The 20,190-nt window shown below is 60.7% G+C and carries 16 protein-coding genes; 1 reads left to right on the top strand and 15 read right to left on the bottom strand.

All coding sequences use genetic code 11. From position 1 onward, the window contains the following. Positions 1-18: 18 nt before the first annotated feature. The 12 genes from cyoD to H0241_RS00140 form a co-directional block, all read right to left on the bottom strand. Entirely contained in the window at positions 19-408 is a 390-nt protein-coding gene (cyoD, locus tag H0241_RS00195; protein WP_181055430.1) for a cytochrome o ubiquinol oxidase subunit IV, read from the bottom strand. Continuing rightward, on the bottom strand, positions 405-1,031 hold the full coding sequence (cyoC, locus tag H0241_RS00190) for a cytochrome o ubiquinol oxidase subunit III (RefSeq protein ID WP_181055429.1): 627 nt from the start codon (positions 1,029-1,031) through the stop codon (positions 405-407). Before cyoC ends, cyoD begins: the two co-directional genes overlap by 4 nt. Next, positions 1,028-3,007 (bottom strand): cytochrome o ubiquinol oxidase subunit I, encoded by a 1,980-nt coding sequence (gene cyoB / locus H0241_RS00185; protein ID WP_181056123.1) that lies wholly within the window; start codon positions 3,005-3,007, stop codon positions 1,028-1,030. Before cyoB ends, cyoC begins: the two co-directional genes overlap by 4 nt. A 2-nt stretch (positions 3,008-3,009) precedes the next feature. After that, positions 3,010-3,888 (bottom strand): ubiquinol oxidase subunit II, encoded by an 879-nt coding sequence (gene cyoA / locus H0241_RS00180; RefSeq protein ID WP_181055428.1) that lies wholly within the window; start codon positions 3,886-3,888, stop codon positions 3,010-3,012. 275 nt (positions 3,889-4,163) lie between these two features. Next, on the bottom strand, positions 4,164-5,888 hold the full coding sequence (locus H0241_RS00175; RefSeq protein ID WP_328824578.1) for a thiamine pyrophosphate-dependent enzyme: 1,725 nt from the start codon (positions 5,886-5,888) through the stop codon (positions 4,164-4,166). Positions 5,889-6,009: 121 nt separating this feature from the next. After that, complete coding sequence (locus H0241_RS00170; RefSeq protein ID WP_328824606.1) at positions 6,010-6,438, bottom strand: nuclear transport factor 2 family protein; 429 nt, start codon at positions 6,436-6,438, stop codon at positions 6,010-6,012. A 158-nt stretch (positions 6,439-6,596) separates the two neighbouring features. Beyond that, complete coding sequence (locus tag H0241_RS00165) at positions 6,597-7,184, bottom strand: helix-turn-helix domain-containing protein (protein WP_210284708.1); 588 nt, start codon at positions 7,182-7,184, stop codon at positions 6,597-6,599. A gap of 368 nt (positions 7,185-7,552) precedes the next feature. Next, positions 7,553-8,209: a response regulator transcription factor gene (locus H0241_RS00160; protein WP_181055426.1), complete on the bottom strand. Its 657-nt coding sequence runs from the start codon at positions 8,207-8,209 to the stop codon at positions 7,553-7,555. Further along, entirely contained in the window at positions 8,206-8,697 is a 492-nt protein-coding gene (locus H0241_RS00155; RefSeq protein WP_181055425.1) for a response regulator transcription factor, read from the bottom strand. The genes H0241_RS00160 and H0241_RS00155 overlap by 4 nt, the downstream gene beginning before the upstream one ends. Then, on the bottom strand, positions 8,694-10,658 hold the full coding sequence (locus H0241_RS00150; protein ID WP_328824577.1) for a PAS domain-containing sensor histidine kinase: 1,965 nt from the start codon (positions 10,656-10,658) through the stop codon (positions 8,694-8,696). Before H0241_RS00150 ends, H0241_RS00155 begins: the two co-directional genes overlap by 4 nt. After that, the gene (locus H0241_RS00145) at positions 10,646-11,158 is read right to left on the bottom strand and encodes a helix-turn-helix domain-containing protein (protein ID WP_181055424.1); all 513 of its coding nucleotides are present in this window, start codon (positions 11,156-11,158) and stop codon (positions 10,646-10,648) included. The genes H0241_RS00150 and H0241_RS00145 overlap by 13 nt, the downstream gene beginning before the upstream one ends. A 279-nt stretch (positions 11,159-11,437) precedes the next feature. Continuing rightward, positions 11,438-12,076: a response regulator transcription factor gene (locus H0241_RS00140; RefSeq protein ID WP_181055423.1), complete on the bottom strand. Its 639-nt coding sequence runs from the start codon at positions 12,074-12,076 to the stop codon at positions 11,438-11,440. A 300-nt stretch (positions 12,077-12,376) separates the two neighbouring features. Here H0241_RS00140 and H0241_RS00135 point away from each other — a divergent pair, with 300 nt between their 5' ends. Beyond that, positions 12,377-12,766 carry a response regulator transcription factor gene (locus H0241_RS00135; protein WP_181055422.1) on the top strand — a complete coding sequence of 130 codons (390 nt, stop codon included), beginning with the start codon at positions 12,377-12,379 and terminating at the stop codon, positions 12,764-12,766. On the opposite strand, the gene H0241_RS00130 is transcribed toward H0241_RS00135, so the two are convergent. The 3 genes from H0241_RS00130 to H0241_RS00120 all read right to left on the bottom strand — a co-directional run bounded on the left by H0241_RS00130 (position 12,732) and on the right by H0241_RS00120 (position 20,190). After that, on the bottom strand, positions 12,732-16,943 hold the full coding sequence (locus H0241_RS00130; protein ID WP_181055421.1) for a PAS domain-containing protein: 4,212 nt from the start codon (positions 16,941-16,943) through the stop codon (positions 12,732-12,734). The two genes, H0241_RS00135 and H0241_RS00130, sit on opposite strands and share 35 nt — an antisense overlap. 520 nt (positions 16,944-17,463) lie before the next feature. Further along, positions 17,464-19,110 carry a fatty acid--CoA ligase gene (locus tag H0241_RS00125; protein WP_181055420.1) on the bottom strand — a complete coding sequence of 549 codons (1,647 nt, stop codon included), beginning with the start codon at positions 19,108-19,110 and terminating at the stop codon, positions 17,464-17,466. A gap of 99 nt (positions 19,111-19,209) precedes the next feature. Then, positions 19,210-20,190: a 3-hydroxyacyl-CoA dehydrogenase NAD-binding domain-containing protein gene (locus tag H0241_RS00120; protein ID WP_181055419.1), complete on the bottom strand. Its 981-nt coding sequence runs from the start codon at positions 20,188-20,190 to the stop codon at positions 19,210-19,212.

Genomic DNA, 20,190 nt, shown 5'->3' with positions numbered 1-20,190 from the left:
GCTGGCTCGGCAAGCGGATCAATAATGCATTTGCATATCCATCATGTCGGCAGGCATCATGCTGCCGTTCAGGTTGGCCATGATCACCAGAGAGCCGGCCACCACCAAGAGGACAATGAGCACGCCAAAAGCGAGCGCCAGCACGTTGTTGGTATTGTCCGGGCCGGTGGTGATGTGCAGGAAGAACACCAGGTGGACTCCCATCTGGGCGATGGCGAGCACCGCAAGGCCAAGCGCGACGCCCGGTCCCCAAAGCAGGGTGGTGTTGGCGACCCAGAACGAGATCGCGGTGAGGATCGCCGCGAGCAGCAGGCCGATGCTGTAGACGAGGATCCCGGAGGACGCCGCTTGCTGCTTGGTCGCAATCGACTGGTCGCCAGGGGCGCGATCGAAGCGTGCTTCAGTCATTGAGTCACTCCCATCAGATAGACGACCGTGAACAGCCCGACCCAGACGATGTCGAGCGCGTGCCAGAACAGCGAAAAGCACTGCAGCCGGCGCTGGACGGCAGGCCGAAACCCCTTCGACGCCACCTGCCCCATCATCACCACCAGCCAGACCAGACCGGCGGTCACGTGCAGCCCGTGGCAGCCGACAAGGGCGAAGAAAGCCGAGAGGAAGGCGCTGCGTTGCGGGCCGGCGCCCTGCGCGATCATGTCGGCGAACTCGCGTATCTCAAGGGAGAGAAACGCGACACCGAGCACGAATGTGAGCAAGGCGCCCAGATATGTGGCGAAACGGCGCCTCGAATTGACCGCCAGGCTCATCAGTCCGCATGTGTAGCTCGAGGCGAGAAGGCACGCGGTTTCGATGGCGACCCTGGACTGATTGAACAGCTGGGCACCGGTTGGGCCTCCCGCACTGGCATGCTGGAGCACCGCGTAGGCAGCAAACAGCGCGGAGAACATCACGATGTCGCTTAGCAGGAAGATCCAGAAGCCGTAGGCAACGACAATCCGCTTCGGCGCCGGACCGGCCTCGCTCGCGCTGGGCAGCGCTTCGCCAGACTCAACAGCAACAGTGATGTTCATATCGCGACCCTCGCCTCGTGAAGCCGATCGAACTCCGCGACTTGCTCTGCCGGCACCTCGGTTTCGTCCCCGTCGCGGAAGGCGAAGACAAGGATCGCCAAAAACGTGCCGATCAGGCCGAGCCCGGCCATCCACCAGATGTGCCAGATCAAGGCGAAACCAATGACGACGGCAAAGAAGGCATTGACGACCCCGACCGGGCTGTTCTTCGGCACTTCGATCGGCTCGTACTGGCGCGCAGGCTCCGGTTGAGCTTGCCGTGCGCCGGCGCGGTGCTTGGCGACCCAGAAGCTGTCGCGCTCGGCCACTTGCGGCAGGACGGCAAAGTTCCACGCCGGCGGGGGTGACGCCGTGGACCATTCCAGCGTGCGGCCGTTCCACGGATCTCCGGTCACGCGAAGCCGGTCGCGGTCGCGGATCGAAACAACCAGCTGAACGATCTGGCAAACGATGCCGACCAGAATGATCGCGGTGCCGATCGCCGCCACCACCAGCCATGGCTGCCACGCGACATTATCGTAGTGCTGCATGCGCCGGGTCATGCCCATAAGGCCGAGCACATAGAGTGGCATGAAGGCGACGTAGAAGCCGATCAGCCAGCACCAGAACGATGCCCTGCCCCAGCGCTCGTCGAGCTTGAAGCCGAACGCCTTGGGGAACCAGTAGTTGTAGCCGGCCATAACGCCGAATATGACGCCGCCGATGATGACGTTGTGGAAATGCGCGACCAGGAACAGGCTGTTGTGCAGCTGGAAATCGGCTGGCGGCACGGCCATCAGCACGCCGCTCATGCCGCCAATGACGAATGTCACCATAAATCCGATCGACCACAGGATCGGCACTTCGAAGCGGACGCGCCCGCCATACATGGTGAACAGCCAGTTGAACACCTTCACGCCCGTCGGCACGGCGATGATCATGGTCATGACGCCGAAGAAGCCGTTGACGTCGGCACTCGCACCCATGGTGAAGAAGTGGTGCAGCCAGACGAGGAAAGAGAGGACGCAGATCGCCATCGTCGCGGCCACCATGGAGCGGTAGCCGAAAAGCGGCTTACCTGAAAAGGTAGCGACGACCTCTGAAAAGATGCCGAATGGCGGAAGGATCAGGATGTAGACTTCTGGATGACCCCAGACCCAGAACAGGTTGACGTACATCATCGCGTTGCCCTGTCCGTCGACCGTGAAGAAATGGAAGCCGAGATAGCGGTCGAGCAGCAGCATCCCCAGGGTGGCGGTCAGGACCGGAAAGGCCGCGACGATGAGCAAATTGGCGGCAAGCGAAGTCCAGCAGAAGACGGGCATGCGCATGTAGCCCATTCCCGGTGCCCGCAATTTCAGGATCGTGGTGACGAAATTGATTCCCGTCAGCAGCGTACCGACGCCGGAGATCTGCAGCGACCACAGGTAATAGTCGACGCCCACACCTGGGGAGAATTGCAGCTCGCTGAGCGGCGGATAAGCGATCCATCCCGTTTTGGCGAACTCGCCAACGACCAGGGAGATGTTGATCAGCAGCACGCCTGAGGCCGTCAGCCAGAAACTTACCGAGTTCAGCGTCGGGAAGGCGACATCGCGCACGCCAAGTTGCAGCGGCAGGACGAAGTTCATCAGGCCGATGACGAAGGGCATCGCCACGAAGAAGATCATGATGGTGCCGTGCGCCGAGAAGACCTGATCGAAATGCTCCGGCGGCAGGTACCCCTGGGCGCCGCCGGCGGCGACGGCCTGTTGCGCCCGCATCATGATGGCATCGGAAAATCCGCGCAGCAGCATGACCAGCGCCAGCAGGAAGTACATGACGCCGATCCGCTTGTGGTCGACGGATGTGATCCATTCGCGCCACAGATACGGCACATAGCCTTTCAGCGTGACCCACGACAGGATGCCGACGATGGCCAGGACCATGAAGGCGCCCGCCCCCATGATGATCGGTTGGTCGAAGGGGATGGCGCTCCAGTCGAGTTTGCCGAGCAGATTCATTTGTCTGTCCTCTTTGACGCCAGGTCCGTGAGCCGCGCGGGATCGTTCGGCTGTACCGCAGTGCTCTGCACGTGGCTGAACAGTCCGGGAGCGACGTCTCCATAGGTGAACGGCGCTATCGCCTCGCTTGGCTTGGCAAGGTCGGCATAGGCATGAGCATCGAGCATCGGGCCGGCATCGTGCGTCGCGCTCACCCACTGCGAGAAGGCCGCGGCGGGTACAGCGTCGACAGCGAACTGCATGTCTGCGAATCCTTCGCCGCTATACTGGGCCGACAACCCACGGTATCTTCCAGCGTGATCGGCCTGCAGATGAAGCCGTGTCACCATTCCGGCCATGGTGTAGATCTGGCTGCCGAGCTGCGGCACGAAGAAGCTGTTCATCACGCCTGAGGACGTCAATTCGAAGCTCACTGGAGTGCCAACGGGGATGGTCAATCGATTGACGCTTGCGATGCCTTGGTCGGGGTAGATGAACAGCCATTTCCAGTCGAGCGAGACCACCTGGACCCTGACAGGGTCGGTCGCGGAGGCAATTGGCTTGCGCGGGTCGAGGTCATGCGCTCCGACCCAGGCAACGCCACCAACCAGCAGCACCGTCATGGCGGGGATCGACCAGACGAGCAGCTCAAGACGGCCTGAATACTCGAAATCGGGCCTGTAGCGCGCGCGCCCATTCGACGAACGAAACCAGAAGGCGACGCCCAGCGTGGCGAGGATCGTGGGGATCACGATTGCCAGCATGATGCCCAACGAGTTGAACAGAATCTGACGCTCGGCGGAGGCGACAGGTCCTTGAGGACTGAGAACGCCCTCCGAACAGCCTGCAAGGATTAGCAGGCCGATCAAAGTGGTAGGCAGCAGCCGCAGCCGCATGTCAGATCTCCTCATGATCAGCGTCCATTCCTCAAACTTGCATGTGCCAAAACAATTATGCTTGTACGGTGCTGCTCAGCCGGGGCCGATCATGCTCATAGAAGCGCTCATCAGCGAGACAGGCGCTTCACTTCGGTCGTCTCGGGAAAGAGCTTTCAGTGCGGTGACGATTTGGGTGGCGAAGGAAACGCTGAGCTTTAAGCGCGGTTCCGCGAGCCGCCGGGCTGCGTAACAGCTGCGGAACCGTCTTGTGTCGAGAAACAAACCGGCGCTGGTTACAGGAAGTTTTCTCTCACCATTTCCCAGACATCCCCTCCGCGACCGTGCAAAACAGCGCGCGCTGAATAGAGTGCCATGCCGACTGCTGGTGCCGCGGCCATGAATGGCGGCATGACCAACTGCAATGGACTGACATGCACGTGCAGCAGTGCTGGCCCCGGTTGCGCAAGCCAGCCTTTGACGCCTGCCTCGAGGTCGTCCGCCTTGGAGACCGTTTGGCCCCAAAGACCGAGCGCTCGTGCAACGTCGCCAAAGTTCGGGTTTTTCAGCCGCGTGAACGTATCGAGCATGCCCTCGGCCTTCTGCTCGATTTCCACGAAGCCGAGCTTGCCATTGTCATACACCGCAATCTTGATCGGCAGTTGCTCCTGGACCACGGTCATCAGGTCGCCGAAAAGCATCGAGAGGCCACCGTCGCCGGCCAGACAGATGACCTGGCGGCCCGGCTGCGACTTCTGCAGCCCGATGGCCGACGGCATGCCGCCAGCCATTGTTCCGTGCAGGAGACTGGCAAACGTGCGGCGCTGACCATTGGTTTCGATGTAACGAACAAGCCAGGCGGCCGGTGTGCCGTCGTCCGCCGAAAAAACCGCGTCCTTCGCTGCGTGGCGGTTGATCGCTTCGGTCAAATAGGTTCCGGGAATGCAGCCGTCACGACCAGCCACGGCCTTCGTCTTTTCCGATTGCCTGGCTTTGGCGTAGCGGCGCAAATATTGATCGCGGAAGGAGGCGTCGGTGCGCTCGACCAATTTCGGCAGCAATGCTTCCAGGGTTGCCTTGACGTCGCCGACAACGCCCTTTGTGACCGGATGCCGTCGCCCGATATGTGTCGGGTCGATGTCGACCTGAACAATCCTGGCCCTGTCGGGGTAGAACTGCCGCCAGGCAAAATCTGCTCCCAGAAGCAGCAGCGTGTCGCAATCGAGCAAAGCGTGATAGGCGGCCTCGTTGCCGAGCATGCCGGTCATGCCGATGTTGTAGGGATTGTCGAACTCGAGGAAGTCTTTGCCACGCGAGGTATGAGCGATCGGGGCCTTCAGCCTCTCGGCAACGGCCAGGATTTCCTGATGCGCGCCCTGGCAGCCGGCTCCGCCATAGATGGCTAGGTTGCCGCTGCTGTTGAGTATCCCTGCGATCTCATCGAGATCGCTTTCACTGGGACGAACAATGGGCTGTGAAACGTGAACTGCGTAGGGAATGTCGTCGGCCACCGTTGATGCGGAAACATCAGCCGGCACGATGAGAACAGCAACACCCCGCTTCGACAAGGCGGTCTGGCAGGCGATGACGGTTTTGCGCCGCGCCTGCTCCGGCGTATGGATCATGTCGCAGAAGACACTGCAGCTCTGATAGATCTGCTTGAAATCGACCTCCTGGATGAAATCGAAACCCAGCTCATCGCGGATGATCTGGCTCGCAATGAGAATGACGGGCGCTCGGTTTCGGTTCGCTTCAAAAATCCCGTTGATGAAATGCAGGCTGCCAGGGCCGCAACTTCCTGCGACAGCCGTCAAATGACCCGTCAGTTGTGCTTCGGCCTGGGCGGCGAAAGCGCCTGCCTCCTCGTGCCTCACCGACACCCACTCGATCTTGCTTCGCTCGAGCGAACGCGCGATCAGATTGAGCGTGTCGCCGACGACCCCGTAACAATGTTCAACGCCCGCGCTCTGCAGCGTTTCAACGATAATGTCTGCTACCTGCCTGCTCATGCCGCCTGACACCTGTAAGACCCTTTTGAGCCTCAACATGTGGCTTCGCGGATGGTTGATCTTGGTTGGGACTGCGAGGACTTGTCTCCGATTGCTGCGATGGCTCGGCGAAGAGACCCTCACCAATTTCCGCCTACGGCGATGAGGCCCGAGTATCGCTCCAGTCGACCATCAGGCTGCGTTCGGCGAAGAGCCAGACGCCGCCCTGCTTCACGAGCTGGTCGAGGTATCGGATCGAGGCCAGCATCAGCGTCCGCTGATCGCCATTCACGGTCAGGTGATGGGCGATGCAATAGCTCTCGGCGGTCGCGCGGTCGCCGTTCAGGCGAACGGTACTCTGGCCATTGAAATGCGTGGTCGCCTGGTACTGGTTCAAATCGGCGAACACCGGGGCGAGCGCTTCGCGTCCGTGCAGAACGTAGGTTGGCTCCGCAGACCGGCTGTCCATGAATACACGGAACTCGGTGTCGTCGGTGAAGAGCGCAATCTGGCCCTCGGCATCGCGCCGATCGGCGCAATCGCGTACGCATCGATCAACTCTCGGATGGCGAGACGGTCGGATGCCTCAGTCGGGGTCATCGTTGCAGCCACATCGTGTCCTTTCTTCAAGCTCTCGGCTCGATCGCGATCATATCCCGAGCCCCGCTACGCGCACGAGTTGCGCATGGCGCTCAGCTTGCCGGAACGACCTGGGCTGCACAAGCGGTGCTTCGAAACGAGTCAGCGGCGCCACAGGGTCTCGCGCTCGCGGCGCCAGTTGGCCGGACTTTCGCCAAACGCATGCCTGAAAAGCTTGGACAAATGTGCCTGGTCTGAAAAGCCGACGGTCAGCGCGATCTCGCTCAGCGAAGCTGCGCTCGTCAGCATCAGGTGACAGGCTTCCTCGAGCCGCCGCCTCACGATGAAAGCATGCGGCGGCTCGCCGAATGCTTGCTTGAACGAGCGTGAGAAGTGCGCCGTGCTCCGCCGCGCAACTTCGCTGAGATCACTCGCATGGATCGTTCGATGCAGGTTCCGGTCGATGAAGGAACGGACCCGGGCGATCTGCCAACCCGCCAATCCACCCGTTCTGGAATTGTTGACGCCTGAACGACGCTCGATTTCCAGCTGGAGAATGGATGACGCGGCTGCCAGCGATGTCCTTGCCGCGTCCTGATCATGCTCGATCTCGCTTTGGGCTGCTTCAAGGAGCAGCGCGAGACTGCTTGCCAGGGAGCCAAATTCGAGATCGACTGGAATCCGAGCTCCCGCAGCCTCGCTGCGGGGCAAGTGTTCCGTCGGCCCGTGATCGTCCGCGCGAAGCTCCATCAATGCATCCTCCTACCTGTCCGTCGCCAGAACAATTGGCGATCGACCAGTGAAATAACGCTTTGCCCGTGGCCTGAGGATCATACGCAGGTATGAGGGAAGCCCGACAGGTCGCACGGGTCCGCCGAGGCGTCAAACCAAAGGATGATTTGGGACGGGTCAGGCGACCATTAGGTTACGCTGCATGGTGCCCGATTCAGCCGACCCAATGGAGATGGGCATAACCTTGCCTGGCGTCGCCGCGCGCCCGAAGGCCTTACAGACCCACCGGCTAAGATTGTGGAGACATCGGAGCGATGCACCGCTCGGCGCTTGCGGTCTGCCGGTGCTCGCTGGCATGACCGGCGACCTTGCGCCGACGTCCTCCTTCAGCCCGCGCGGGGATAGCGGGCGACGGACGAATTGCGAGCACCAAGCTCCTCGGCCATGCGGACGAGATCAGCGAGCGATTGGGCCTGCATCTTGCGCATGAGGTTGCCGCGGTGAATCTTGACGGTGATTTCACTGAGGCCGAGGCGGCCGGCCACCTGCTTGTTCATGAGACCTGCCGTCACCAGTGACATGACTTCCTGTTCGCGCGGCGTCAGCATTCCATAGCAGGCGCGCACATTTTCGCCTTCGCGCTGCGCCAGCCGGCGCTCGCGATCCATGGCGACGGCTCCCTGCACGGATCGGAGCAGCTCATCCTCGTCGATTGGCTTGGACAGGAAATTGACTGCACCTGCTCTCATGCCACGCACCGTCATGGGGATGTCGCCGTGGCCGGTGATCAAGATGACCGGAACAGGAATGGAACTTTCCGCCAGTGCCTGCTGGAAATCCAGCCCGTCCGTCCCATGCAGGCGAATGTCGAGCAACAGGCAAGTCGCTTGGTCAGCGTCGGCACTGGCCAGGAATTCATCCGGCGCGGCAAATGTGCGCACGGCAAAGCCGGCCGCGCGCAGAAGGCTGTCCAGCGATCCGCGGATATCGGCATCGTCATCGATCACGCAAATGAGGTCAGGCACTTCGTTTGGACTCGTCATCGCAAGATCCCGTCTCTCGGCCCGACCCGTCGGCGCGCCCGGCGACGCGGCAAAACCGCCTCTACCTTCTCAAGCAGAGCGTCCGGATCGATCGGCTTCTCCAGAAAGGCCGCGGCACCCAGTTGCGCTGACTCCGCTTCGGCAGCCATCGTTGGAAAAGCCGTCATGACAACGACTGGGAAGTTGCGGCCAATTCGGTTGAGTTCCTGCTGCAGTCCCAGGCCGTCAAGCCCAGGCATATGCAAGTCCGTCACCAGGCAATCCGTTTCGGCACGGTCGGGCGATTTCAGGAAGCTCTCGGCCGAACCGAAAGTACGCACATCCATGCCAGCAGCCCGAAGATAGCTCTTAAGGCTGAGCCGGACATCTCTGTCATCGTCGACAATGCAGATGGTCGCGGGCTGCTTCAACACGTCACTCCTGCCCGGACGCGTTAATGGCCCGGCACAGTCGCAAGGATGCGCCTTCTTGCGCGTCGCGCCAATCATACGGAAGTATCCATCGCGCCTTTTCGGATGGGCTGATCAGCAGCAGCGACGGGAAGGGTGAAGGAAATGGTGGCGCCGTGATCGCTATTGTTGGCAGCGCCAATACGCCCGCCCTGCGCCTCGATGATCGAGCGGCTGATGGAAAGGCCCATTCCCATGCCCTCGCGCTTGGTCGTGAAGAATGGCTCGAAGATCCGCGCCGGGTCGCCGGAAATGCCGTTGCCGCAATCGCAGACGCTGACGCACATCATCACGTCGGCCTCGGCCTCAACGCTGATGTGTAGCTCGCGCAGTCGGCCTTGGACGTCGCACATCGCCTGAATGGCGTTGATGGCCAGATTGACCAGCACCTGCTGGATCTGCACCCGGTCCCCTGTCACAAGGACATCTTCTCCGCCAGAAGAAAATCGCACGGCAATCTGGTGCTGGCGCACCTCGCGCTCGACCAGGGCAATGGACTCATTGATCAGCCTGCAAAGGTGCAGCGTTTCCACCTGCACCTGCCCATTTCTCGCCAGGGCGCGCATGCGTGTGATAACATCGGCCGCACGGCTGCCGTTGGAAACGATCTGATCGAGACAGTTGGCCACCTCGGCAACGTCCGGTTCGGACTTCGCCAGCCAACGTTTGGCCGATTTGCCGTAGGTGATGATTGCGGAAAGCGGCTGGTTGACTTCGTGGGCGATCGACGCGGCCAGTTGGCCGAGCGTGGAAACACGCGCGGCATGGGCGAGTTCAGCGGAGGCCTGTTCCAACTTCGAGCGCGCTTCGTTGCGTTCCGTCACATCGAGGCCCATTGCCAGGACCCGCGACCAGGGCTCCCCGCCGGCAAGCAGGCGCATACGCAGCAGCACGTCGATTGGACGGCCCGACAGCGTCAAGTATCGCACCTCGCGCTCGACCATGTCTGCGCCACCGGCAAGTCCGGCCAGTACGCTGGCGAACTCCACTTCCGATCCGGCGGGCATCCACGCCAGAATGCTATTGCCGAGCAGCGCTTCGCGGTCGGTTGCGTCGAAGAGTTCGACTGCTGCGGTGTTGACGTCGCGTACGTAAACAGGGGCGCGGGATTCACGCAGGACTTCGGGATGGTTGGCGAGCCAGCCAGCCAGATCCAACCCGGATGGCACTCTCTTGCGGATATGGCCGTGGAGTTCGGTCCAATCAGCTTCCCAGATGGCGAACCCTGCGCTGTTGAAGATCGTCTTGTAGCGCTGCTCGGAGCGCCGCCGTTCGGCGTCGGCGCGTTTTTTCTCGGTGACATCGGCGCTGCTCTCGATCAAGCCGATGGCATTTCCCTCCGGGTCGCGACGCAGCAGCCAGCGGCTGGCAAGGACAATCCGCGTGCCATCCTTTCGGTCTCGCATGAGTTCGCCTGCCCAATGTCCATGCTGCTCCAAGGCAGAATCCACCTGGTCGGCCGGGAATTCGCAGTGCAGCAGCTCTCCACAGTGCTTTCCGACGGCCTCCTCTCCAGCCCAGCCGTAGAGCCGGTGTGCGCCGTCATTCCAGTAGACGATCCGGTCGTTCGCATCGCGGATAATGACGGTATCGTGACTGAGCTCGAGGATGCGCGCCTGCTCGGCAAGCGTTGTGCGCGCCGATCGATCGCGCAAGGACAGCAGCGTTGCGGCGAAAATAGCGACGAGGCTGACGCCGAAGCGCACATAGGCCGAGTCCAACGGATCGCCGAAATGATCGGTAGCAAAAGCGATCAAAGCGAGGATGCCACAGCCAAGGCCGGTCAGGAGGACCCCACGATATGTGCCGATCTGCGCAACGAGCAGCACGACGATGATGTAGAGGACGGCGACCGCTCCCTGCAGCGGGCTCCATAGATCGTACCCGAATATGGCAAATGCGGTGATGCCGGCAGCCCAAAGAATGAGGCGCTTGCGCCGGCGATATGGCGCCGCTGGCCGCGCTACTGGCGCCACGCGCATAGGAGTCAGCGGCGCCACAGGATCTCGCGCTCGCGCCGCCAGTTGGCCGGGCTTTGGCCAAAGGCATGCCTGAAAAGCTTGGACAAATGTGCCTGGTCTGAAAAGCCGACGGTCAGCGCGATTTCGCTCAGCGAAGCTGCGCTCGTCAGCATCAGGTGACAGGCTTCCTCGAGCCGCCGCCTCACGATGAAAGCATGCGGCGGCTCGCCGAATGCTTGCTTGAACGAGCGCGAGAAGTGCGCCGTGCTCCGCCGCGCAACTTCGCTGAGGTCGCTTGCGTGGATCGTTCGATGCAGGTTCCGGTCGATGAAGGAACGGACCCGGGCGATCTGCCAACCCGCCAATCCACCCGTTCTGGAATTGTTGACGCCTGAACGACGCTCGATTTCCAGCTGGAGAATGGATGACGCGGCTGCCAGCGATGTCTTTGCCGCGTCCTGGTCATGCTCGATCTCGCTTTGGGCTGCTTCAAGCAACAACACGAGGCTGTTTGCCAGGGAGCCAAACTCGAGATCCATTGGAGATGAAACATCCGCGGCATCGCTGTATGGCCGTTCCATATCGAACCCTCGACAACACTCCGTAGCAGCAGGGCCGAACTTTCATGCAGGCTCTCAAGAGAACGAACACGAACTCGGCCGTGGTGACAGGCAGTTTGATGGTTTGGAGCGGCGCGATCTATTGCACGCGGGTGGCGCGGAATAAGGTCATGGTTTCACTGGACTGAACTTTGGCTTACACCGGGAATAACCGCAGACCGAATATCGTTGGAACCACCCCGGCGATGCGACTGCGCTTCAGGAGTATTGCGGTTCCTCATCAGGCACCAGTTGCAGCTTTTCCGCCATTCGGCTGAGCGCGAGAAGCGAATTGGCCTTCATCTTTCGCATCAAACGGCTGCGGTGCACCTTCACAGTGGCTTCGGCGATGCCGATATCGCCGGCAATCTGTTTGCTGAGGCGACCGCGCGCGACCTCGATCATGATCTCGCGCTCCCTGGGACTCAGCGACGCGAACCGCTCCCTGAGGACGACCAGACCCTCTTCATTCTCCCGCCGGGCTCGATCACGCGCGAGGCCGAGCTGGATGGCGTCGAGGAGCTCCTGGTCGCGGAAAGGCTTGGTCAGGAACTCAATGGCGCCGCCCTTCATCGCCTGCACCGACATGGCGATGTCGCCATGGCCTGTGATGAAGATGATCGGGATCTCCCTGTTCACCGCGGCGAGCTGGCGTTGAAGATCAAGGCCGCTTCGTCCCGGCAATCTGACGTCGAGCACCAGGCAAGTGGGACCATTCGGTGGGTCTGACTCAAGAAACTCCGAGATCGACGCAAACAGCCGAGCCTCGAGGTCGAGCGATCGCAACAGACGCCCGATCGAGGCTCGCAGGGCTGCGTCGTCGTCTATGACCAGGATGGTAGCGTTCGCGTCCGACATTGGTGCTGCTCGCGCGAGCTCCTTTGTCGCGAGCTTAGTCCCGACCCGCGGACGTGAACAGTCTCATTCTCCATCGGGGGATGGCCGCAGGCGTAAACGAAAGTTTATGCGCTCTGCTGTCCACTTTGGAGCATTCTGACACCCAACTGCGGAAATGGCGCGCTGGCATAAGCCAAAGTTTACAGAGACCGGTATTGCTCCCGCCTCACTCTTGGGCGCACGCTGCCCCAATCGCATGGAGACGCGGAACGTTGTGGGGGGCGCCCGCATCGCGCTTCGTGCGCATTCCGGAGCACACCTATGCCGGTGGTGTCGTTGGTCTCAGTCGTCGAGGATGATCAGTTCTTTCGCGAATCCATGAAAAGGCTCATGCGATCGCTTGGCTACGACGTGGCGGCCTTCTCTTCGGCGGCTGATTTCCTCGCGTCGCCTCGTCTCGGCGAAACCGCCTGCCTTATCGCTGACGTCAATATGCCTGGGATGACCGGGCTCGCACTCCATGAGCACCTCGTCGAGGCGGGTTACGCTATTCCGACAATCCTCATTACCGCCTACCCCGACGACCTTGATCAGGCTCGTGCGATCAACGATGGGGTCGTTTGTTACCTTCGTAAACCGTTTGATGAACGGTATCTGATACGGTATCTCCGTCAAGCTATCCAGTCCGTCCGGCCGAGCGACGAGAGTTAGTGACTTCTCCGCCTGAGCCAGGCAACGAGAACCGAAAGGCGGCCCCCCGTGATGCATTCACGTCAGCCCACAGCCGGCCCCCATGGGCATCGATGATCGACCTGGAAATAGACAGTCCCATCCCTACCCCATTCGGTTTCGTGGTGTAGAAAGCCTGGAAAACGTGATCGAGATGGTCAGGATCAATGCCAGGCCCTGAATCGCGCACGGAAACCAGAACGCCACCGGTCTGGATTTGCTCAGTGCTGATCAATATCTCCCGCCGTCCCGGCTCGACCGTGCTCATGGCTTCAACCGCGTTCAGGATCAGGTTCAGCACGACCTGTTGCAGTTGAACACGATCCCCCTCGACATAAGCCAACACCTCCGTCAGTTGGGTACGTGCCGAGACTCCATTCGTGGTGATCGCACCCTGCGCCAACCCGATTACTTCCTCGATCGCTTCATTCAGATCGAAACGAGACTTTCGCGGCGGCGCCTTTTTGATGTGGTCACGGATGCGGTCGATAATATCGCCGGCTCGGTCTGCATCGTCGACGATAGAGGCGAGCGCTTCTCCGATTTCGGCCAGATCCGGCGATTTTCGATCCAGAAAATGCATCGCCGCGCGGGCGTTGTTGCGTGCGGCGGCGATGGGTTGCGTAATTTCATGGGACAGCGAGGCCGCGAGTTCTCCCATCAAGCTCACGCGGTTCATGTGAGCGAAATCCGATTGCAACTGCTCCAATCGTTGCAGCGTTCTTTTGCGATCCTCAATGTCCGTCAGCAGAACGTACCAACGCACGACGCGCCCGGAGTCATCGCGAATTGGGACGCCGCGGTTATCAAACCATCGATATTCACCGTTGAAGCGCCGCAGACGTAGTTCGTAATTGAAGGGAGTCCCCGAGGCCGTCGCTCTCTTATAAATTTCAAGAATACGAGGAAGGTCTTCAGGATGTATCACATCGTTTGTGCCCCAGTTCTTCAACCATTCCAGCGGTCGACCAAAATACTCCAGGACCTGGCGATTGACGGTCTCGAGCTTACCGTCGGAGTCATTGACCGTGATGAGACCGGCTATCCCGTCGAGTGCTGAACGTGCCCGTCGTTCGCTTTCACGCAGCGCCTCCTGCGCGCTCATGATCGCTGTCACGTCCGTACCCGTGCCACGATAGCCGAGGAATTCTCCGTCGGCGTCAAACACCGGCTTGCCGGTGGCCTTCACATGGATGGGGGAGCCGATACGGCGAGCGGAGTGATATACAAAGTCACGGAACGGTTTGCGGGAATCGAGGGTCTCCTGGAGAAGCCGCCATTTCTCCGGGTCCGTTTCCAGATCGAGAGCACCATCCCAGCACGCCGTGCCGATTCGATCAGTCGAGTCTGAACCAAACGCATTCTCGGTCAGCAATGTGAACTTGTAGTCCGGCCCGATTTCCCAGAACCAGTCGGAGGCGCTCTCGGCGTAGTCGCGGAATTTTTCTTGGCTCTCCCGCATTCCTTCCTCGGCACGCTTTCGCTCCGTCACGTCGAGCTGTGTCGTGACAATCTCGACAAGCTCCCCGCTTGCGGAGAACATAGGGTGGCCGATTGTTTCGAGGTGCTTGATCCTACCGTCGGGCAGTACGATTCTATACCCGATCTCGTAGCCTCTTTTCTCGCTCACCGCGCGCTGAACCACCGCGTTCAGCCGTTCGACGTCAAGCGGATGGACCCGTTTGAATACGGCTTCGCGAGTCGGAACACCTTTAGCCGGATCGAACCCCCAGATACGGTAAGTCTCCTCCGACCCATAGAGAATCGCGGTCTCGTTGTAAGCCGACACACCGCTGTGACTCAGCCTCTGTGCTTCCGCCAGATAGGCCTCGCTGCGGCGTAGCCGGTCTTCGGCCTTCTTGGCTTCATCGATGTCGACTGACAAGCCATACCACTGGACGATGTGTCCTTGCCGGTTGCGCAGAGGCTCGCCACGCGTATGGTGCCAACGGAATTCGCCGTCCGCTCGACGGAGACGGCTGACGGCCTGAAACGAAGTTCCGGTCTGAATTGCATGATAGAAAGCCTTGGCGGCTTCTGAAAGGTCATCGGGGTGCAGGAAGGCCTCCCAACCACCATGCTTGAAGTCCTCAAATCGCAGGCCTGTATAGTCCAAGAAGCGCTGATTGAGCTGGGTCGGTTCGCCGGCTGGATCCGTCGACCAGAGCAGGCCCGGGACCGTTTCGAATATCTGACGGAGCCTGTGTTCGCTCTCACGCAGGGCCTCTTCAGCTCGCTTGCGCTCTGTAACATCGATCTGTGTGGCGACGACCTCGAAAAGGTCCCCGCTTGCGGACAACACAGGTTCCCCGATTGATTCGATGTGTTTGACCGTTCCATCGGGCAGCAGGATTCGGTATTTGTGCGAGTAGCCTCTTTTCTCGGTGAATGCGAGCTGAACCCGTGCAAGCACCCGGTCCCGGTCGTCCGGGTGAAGCCGTTCAGCCATCGATTCAAAGGTCGGAATACCCAGCGTCGGATCAAGCCCCCAAATGCGGTAAGCCTCCTCCGAAAAATAGAGGACCTTCGATTTGTTGGCCGCCGTCGCACCGATGTGACTGAGCCTCTGTGCTTCGGCCAGATGGGCTTCGCTGCGGCGCAGCCGGTCTTCGGCCTTCTTGCGCTCCGTTACGTCGATCTGTGTGGTGACAATCTCGACAAGTTCCCCGTTTGCGGAAAACGCAGGTCGGCCGATTGCTTCGAGGTGTTTGGTTGTTCCATCGGGCAGTATGATTCTGTAGGCAATTGAGTAGTCTCTTTTCTCGTCCACCGCGCGCTGAACCTGTGCGCGCATCCGGTCGCGGTCGTCCGGGTGGACCTGTTGGATCACGGCCTCGAGGCTCGGAATACCTTGCGCCGGATCAACCCCCCAGATGCGGTATATCTCTTCCGACCCATAGAGAATCTTCGTCTCATTGTAGGCCGCGACACCGCTGTGACTGAGGCTCTGTGCTTCCGCCAGATAGGCTTCGCTGCGGCGTAGTCGATCTTCCGCTCTCTTGCGCTCCGTTACGTCGATCTGCGTAGAGACAATTTCGACGACCTCTCCGCTTGGCGAAAACACAGGTTCCCTGATCGATTCGATGTGTTTGACCGTTCCGTCGGGCAGCACGATTCTGTACTCGTGCGAGTAGCCTCTTTTGTCACTGAACACGCGCTCAGACTTTGCGCGCACCTGGTCCCGGTCGTTGGGGTGGACCCGTTGGAACATGGCTTCGGGGCTTGGAATACCCAGTGCCGGGTCAAACCCCCAGATTCGGTAGGCCTCTTCCGAGAAATAAAGAACCGTCGATTCATTGGCGGCCGACGCACCGCTGTGGCCCAGCCTCTGCGCCTCGGCCAGAAGGGCTTCGCTGCGGCGCAGACGGTCTTCGGCTCGTTTGGCTTCGTCGATGTCGACAGAAAGGCCGTACCACTGGATGACGTTTCCCTGTCGATCTCGCATAGGTTCGGCACGGGTATGGTGCCAGCGATATGCGCCATCCGACCGACGCAGACGGTGCACAATCTCGTAAGAAGTTACGGTCTGGATTGCCTGCTGGAAAACCTTTGCCGTTTCCGGACGGTCGTCGGGGTGTATGAATGCCTCCCAACCGCTGCCAATAGTTTCTTCAAATGGCGCGCTGATATAGTCCAAGATGCGCTGGTTGACATAGGACATGTTGCCGTTGGGGTCGGCCAACCAGATGAGTCCTGGCACTGTCTCAAAGATCTGACGGAGCTTGTATTCGCTCTCCCGAACCGCCTCCTCCGCGTTCTTTTGATCGTCAACGTCGATCAGGACGCCGTACCAGCGGAGAACGCGGCCATCGCTGTCCTTCAGTGGTGCTCCACGAACATTGAACCAGCGGTACCGGCCATCCGCTCCGCGAAATCTGCAGACCACATCGGAAGGACTCTTGGTTTCGAGATTTGCGAGCCAGTTCTTCACCTTGAAAGCGACGTCATCGGGATGAACTCTATCCACCCATCCCCAGCCGGTGATTTCGTCCAGCGGCGCGCCAAAATAGTCGAGAACACGCTTGTTGACGTACTCGATATTGCCCCCGGGCTCGGCTTGCCACACCAGCGTCGGAAGCGTTTCCACCAACAGGCGAAGCTCTTGCTCGCTGCTGAACGGAGCCGCTTCGGCTCCGTCCTTTGACACAGGTCGCTCCATGGCCGGCCTCCAGATTGGGCCTGCCTTTGCCGGAGACGCCATGTCGCGGAGGATCGTGGACGAACCGGCAAAGGTGGCGCGATGACCTTACCGCCAGCGCCAAAGACGGACCAAGTTCTTTTCGGCCATATTCGGGTGGATTGGCGACGCGTTCCAGGAGACTCGCTTCTCCCAAGACTGGCGCTCTGCAAAGCTAGCATTGCTAGCCCCAGCCTATCCTACATGTCCCACGCGCTTGTCCGCAGTGCGGCGGACTTCATCCACAGCTGACTTGCAGCCCGTGCCCGGAGGGAGCTGCGGAAATATACCCCTGTGTCACAATTGATCGACAGCATTAGCAGAAGCTTAGCCACGCAAGATGCCTGTCGCTTGCATCGGCGTGCTGCGATTTGGTTGTTTCTGCGCACTCCATCGAAAGGGCGACCCGCGTGGCCGCCAACGCCTCTGAAGCAACCGGGTTGCGACAGTGCGCCGCCGCTATGCGATAAGCTTCGGCACCCTTTGCATCGAATAGAATGGGCTAGTGTTCGCCGTATGTCTCCCTGAGCTTCTTCTTGTCGAACTTGCCCACGCTTGTCTTGGGCAGTGCATCGACAAACAGGATCTTGTCCGGGATACCGAATTTCGAGATCACGCCGGCATCGGCGAAGGCTTTCAAATGCGCCTTGATCTGCGCGTCGCTGACATCGCCGCCTGTGTGAGCATCCCGGATGACGAGCGCCAGCGGTCGCTCGCCCCATTTGTCGTCCTTGACGCCGATGACAGCGGCTTCCGACACACCCTCGCATTGCGAGATGAGATCCTCGAGCTGCAGCGACGACACCCATTCGCCACCGGTCTTTATGACGTCCTTGATCCGGTCGACGATGCGGACGTATCCGTCAGGCTCGATGATACCGATGTCGCCGGTGTGCATATAGCCGCCAGCCCACAACTGCTCTGACGCTTCGGCATTGTCGACATAGCCCTGCGTGAGCCACGGCGCGCGCACGACGATTTCGCCAGGCGTTTTCCCATCATGCGGCAGCTCGCTGCGGTCCCTGTCGAGCAAACGGATGTCGACCAGCGGCGCTGCTATGCCGGCCTTGGTGCGGATATCGATCTCCTCATCGGAGCCGCCTGCCAGATCCGCGGATTTCACCTGCGCCAGGCAAAGCAGCGGTGCGCTCTCCGACATGCCGTAGCCGGCATAGACGTCGACGCCGAGCGCCAGCGCCTGCCTGGCAAGCCCTTTCGGCAGTTCGGATCCGCCGATCACCATCTTCAAGCCTGCGAGATCCGTGTTTGCCGCCGTGGCCGCGCCGAGCAGCATTTGCAGGATCGTCGGCACGCCGTGCGTGAAGGTAACGCCTTCGGTCTTGATCAGCCTGAGGAGCACGGCGGGATCGTAGCGTCCCGGATACACTTGCTTGACGCCGGAAAGCGTCGCCGTCCACGGAAACCCCCAGGCGTGCACATGGAACATCGGGGTGATCGGCATATAGACGTCGTCGCGACAGAACCGGCCTTGTTTCGCGGCGCTGCCCAGAAAGGCCATTTCGGCGAGCGAATGCAGAACCAACTGGCGATGGCTGAAGTAGACACCTTTCGGCGCACCCGTTGTGCCCGTCGTATAAAAGGTGGTGGCAATCCTGTTCTCGTCGAAGTCCGGGAAAGCATAGTCGGGCGAAGCGCCGCGCAGCAACTCCTCATATTCGCCGGCGAAGGAAAGGTTGCCTGTTTGAGGCGCCGCCCGATCCGACATCAGGACCAGCGTCTTCACCTTGGGCAGTAGCGGCTTGATGCCTTCAAGAACCGGCACGAAGTCGTCATTGACGAGTAGCACCGACGCGCCTGCGTGATCGATCGTATAGGCGATCTGCTCCGGCGACAGGCGCACATTCACCGTCTGCAGGACAGCGCCCATCATGGGAACCGCGAAATACGCCTCCAGGAAGCGGTTGCTGTCCCAGTCGAGCACGCCGATCGTATCGCCGGCGCGCACACCAAGCCTGTCGAGGCTGTACGCGAGCCGCCCGATGCGTTCGCGCAACTGGCGGTAGGTGAACCGCGTCCTGTCCCGATAGACGATCTCCTGATCGGGCGCCTGCAGGAGCGGCGTATGCCACAGCTGTTTGATCAGCAGCGGATAGTGATAGGCGGATCTGGTGACTTGTATTCCAGCCATGGCGGCGTCCTCAGGGAAATGTCGCGCGTCAGCGCTCGATGGCGAGGACGCCGGCCAAATGGCTTGATGGTGGTGGACCTCACTTGGCCCGCCTCGGTTCTAGGCGACGCGATTGGCCTTACTCGACCGCGCCGCTTCTGCATCCGCCTTGTTTCGCAATTCCAGAAGTCCAAGCAGGACCTCGTCCCGTTCCGCGGCAAGGTCGTCGATCGACCGCGAGCCGACCTCGGCGTGAATGCCGTCGATGAGCTTCTTCTGCAGCTCCGGCGTCAGTTCCGGCGAACCCAAGGTCTTCCACCATGCCGTCATCGGAGCGGTGAATTGCTGCAGGAAGTGCTCCATGCCGCCTTCGCCGCCACCGAGGTGATTGAGCAGGACCTGGCCCATGATGCCCCAGCGCAGTCCTGGACCCCAGGAGAGCGCGGTGTCGACGTCGGCGACACTGACGACGCCTTCGCCGACCAGATAATACACCTCGCGGGCAAGGGCAGACTGCAGTCGATTAGCGACATGGCCGGGCACTTCCTTGTGCAGGCGGACCGTTTTCTTGCCCAGACCAGTGTAGAATTCCGATGCGCGCCGGATCGTCTCCTCGGACGTCTTGGCGCCGCCGACGATCTCGACCAATGGCACCAGATGCGGCGGATTGAACGGATGCGCGATGACACAGCGTTCGGGGTGGTTCGGGCACCCCGACTGGATCTCGCTCATTGTCAGGCCAGACGAACTCGAGGCGATGATCACATCGGACGGCAGCAGTTCGTCGAGCTGGCCGTACAGCTTTTTCTTGAAGTCGATCCGCTCCGGTCCGTTCTCCTGGACGAGGCCGGCGCCCTTGACGGCCTCCGACATGTCGGCGCTAAAGCTCAGCCGCATCGGCGAGGCCCCCGGGGCGAGCCCCAACCTGTCGAGCGCCGGCCAGGCCGCGTCGACGAAGCGCCGCAACGACGCTTCCGCATTGGGAGCGATGTCGGTCGCCACGACATCGAGGCCCTTTGCCAGGAATTGTGCCGCCCAGCTCGCGCCGATGACACCCGTACCGATAATGGCGACCTGAGAGATCGGTTTGCTGCCAGCCAT

This window comes from Mesorhizobium neociceri (assembly GCF_013520985.1).
In the GTDB taxonomy this organism is placed as follows: Bacteria; Pseudomonadota; Alphaproteobacteria; order Rhizobiales; family Rhizobiaceae; genus Mesorhizobium; species Mesorhizobium neociceri.
This window is presented reverse-complemented; position numbering and strand designations above follow the sequence as displayed.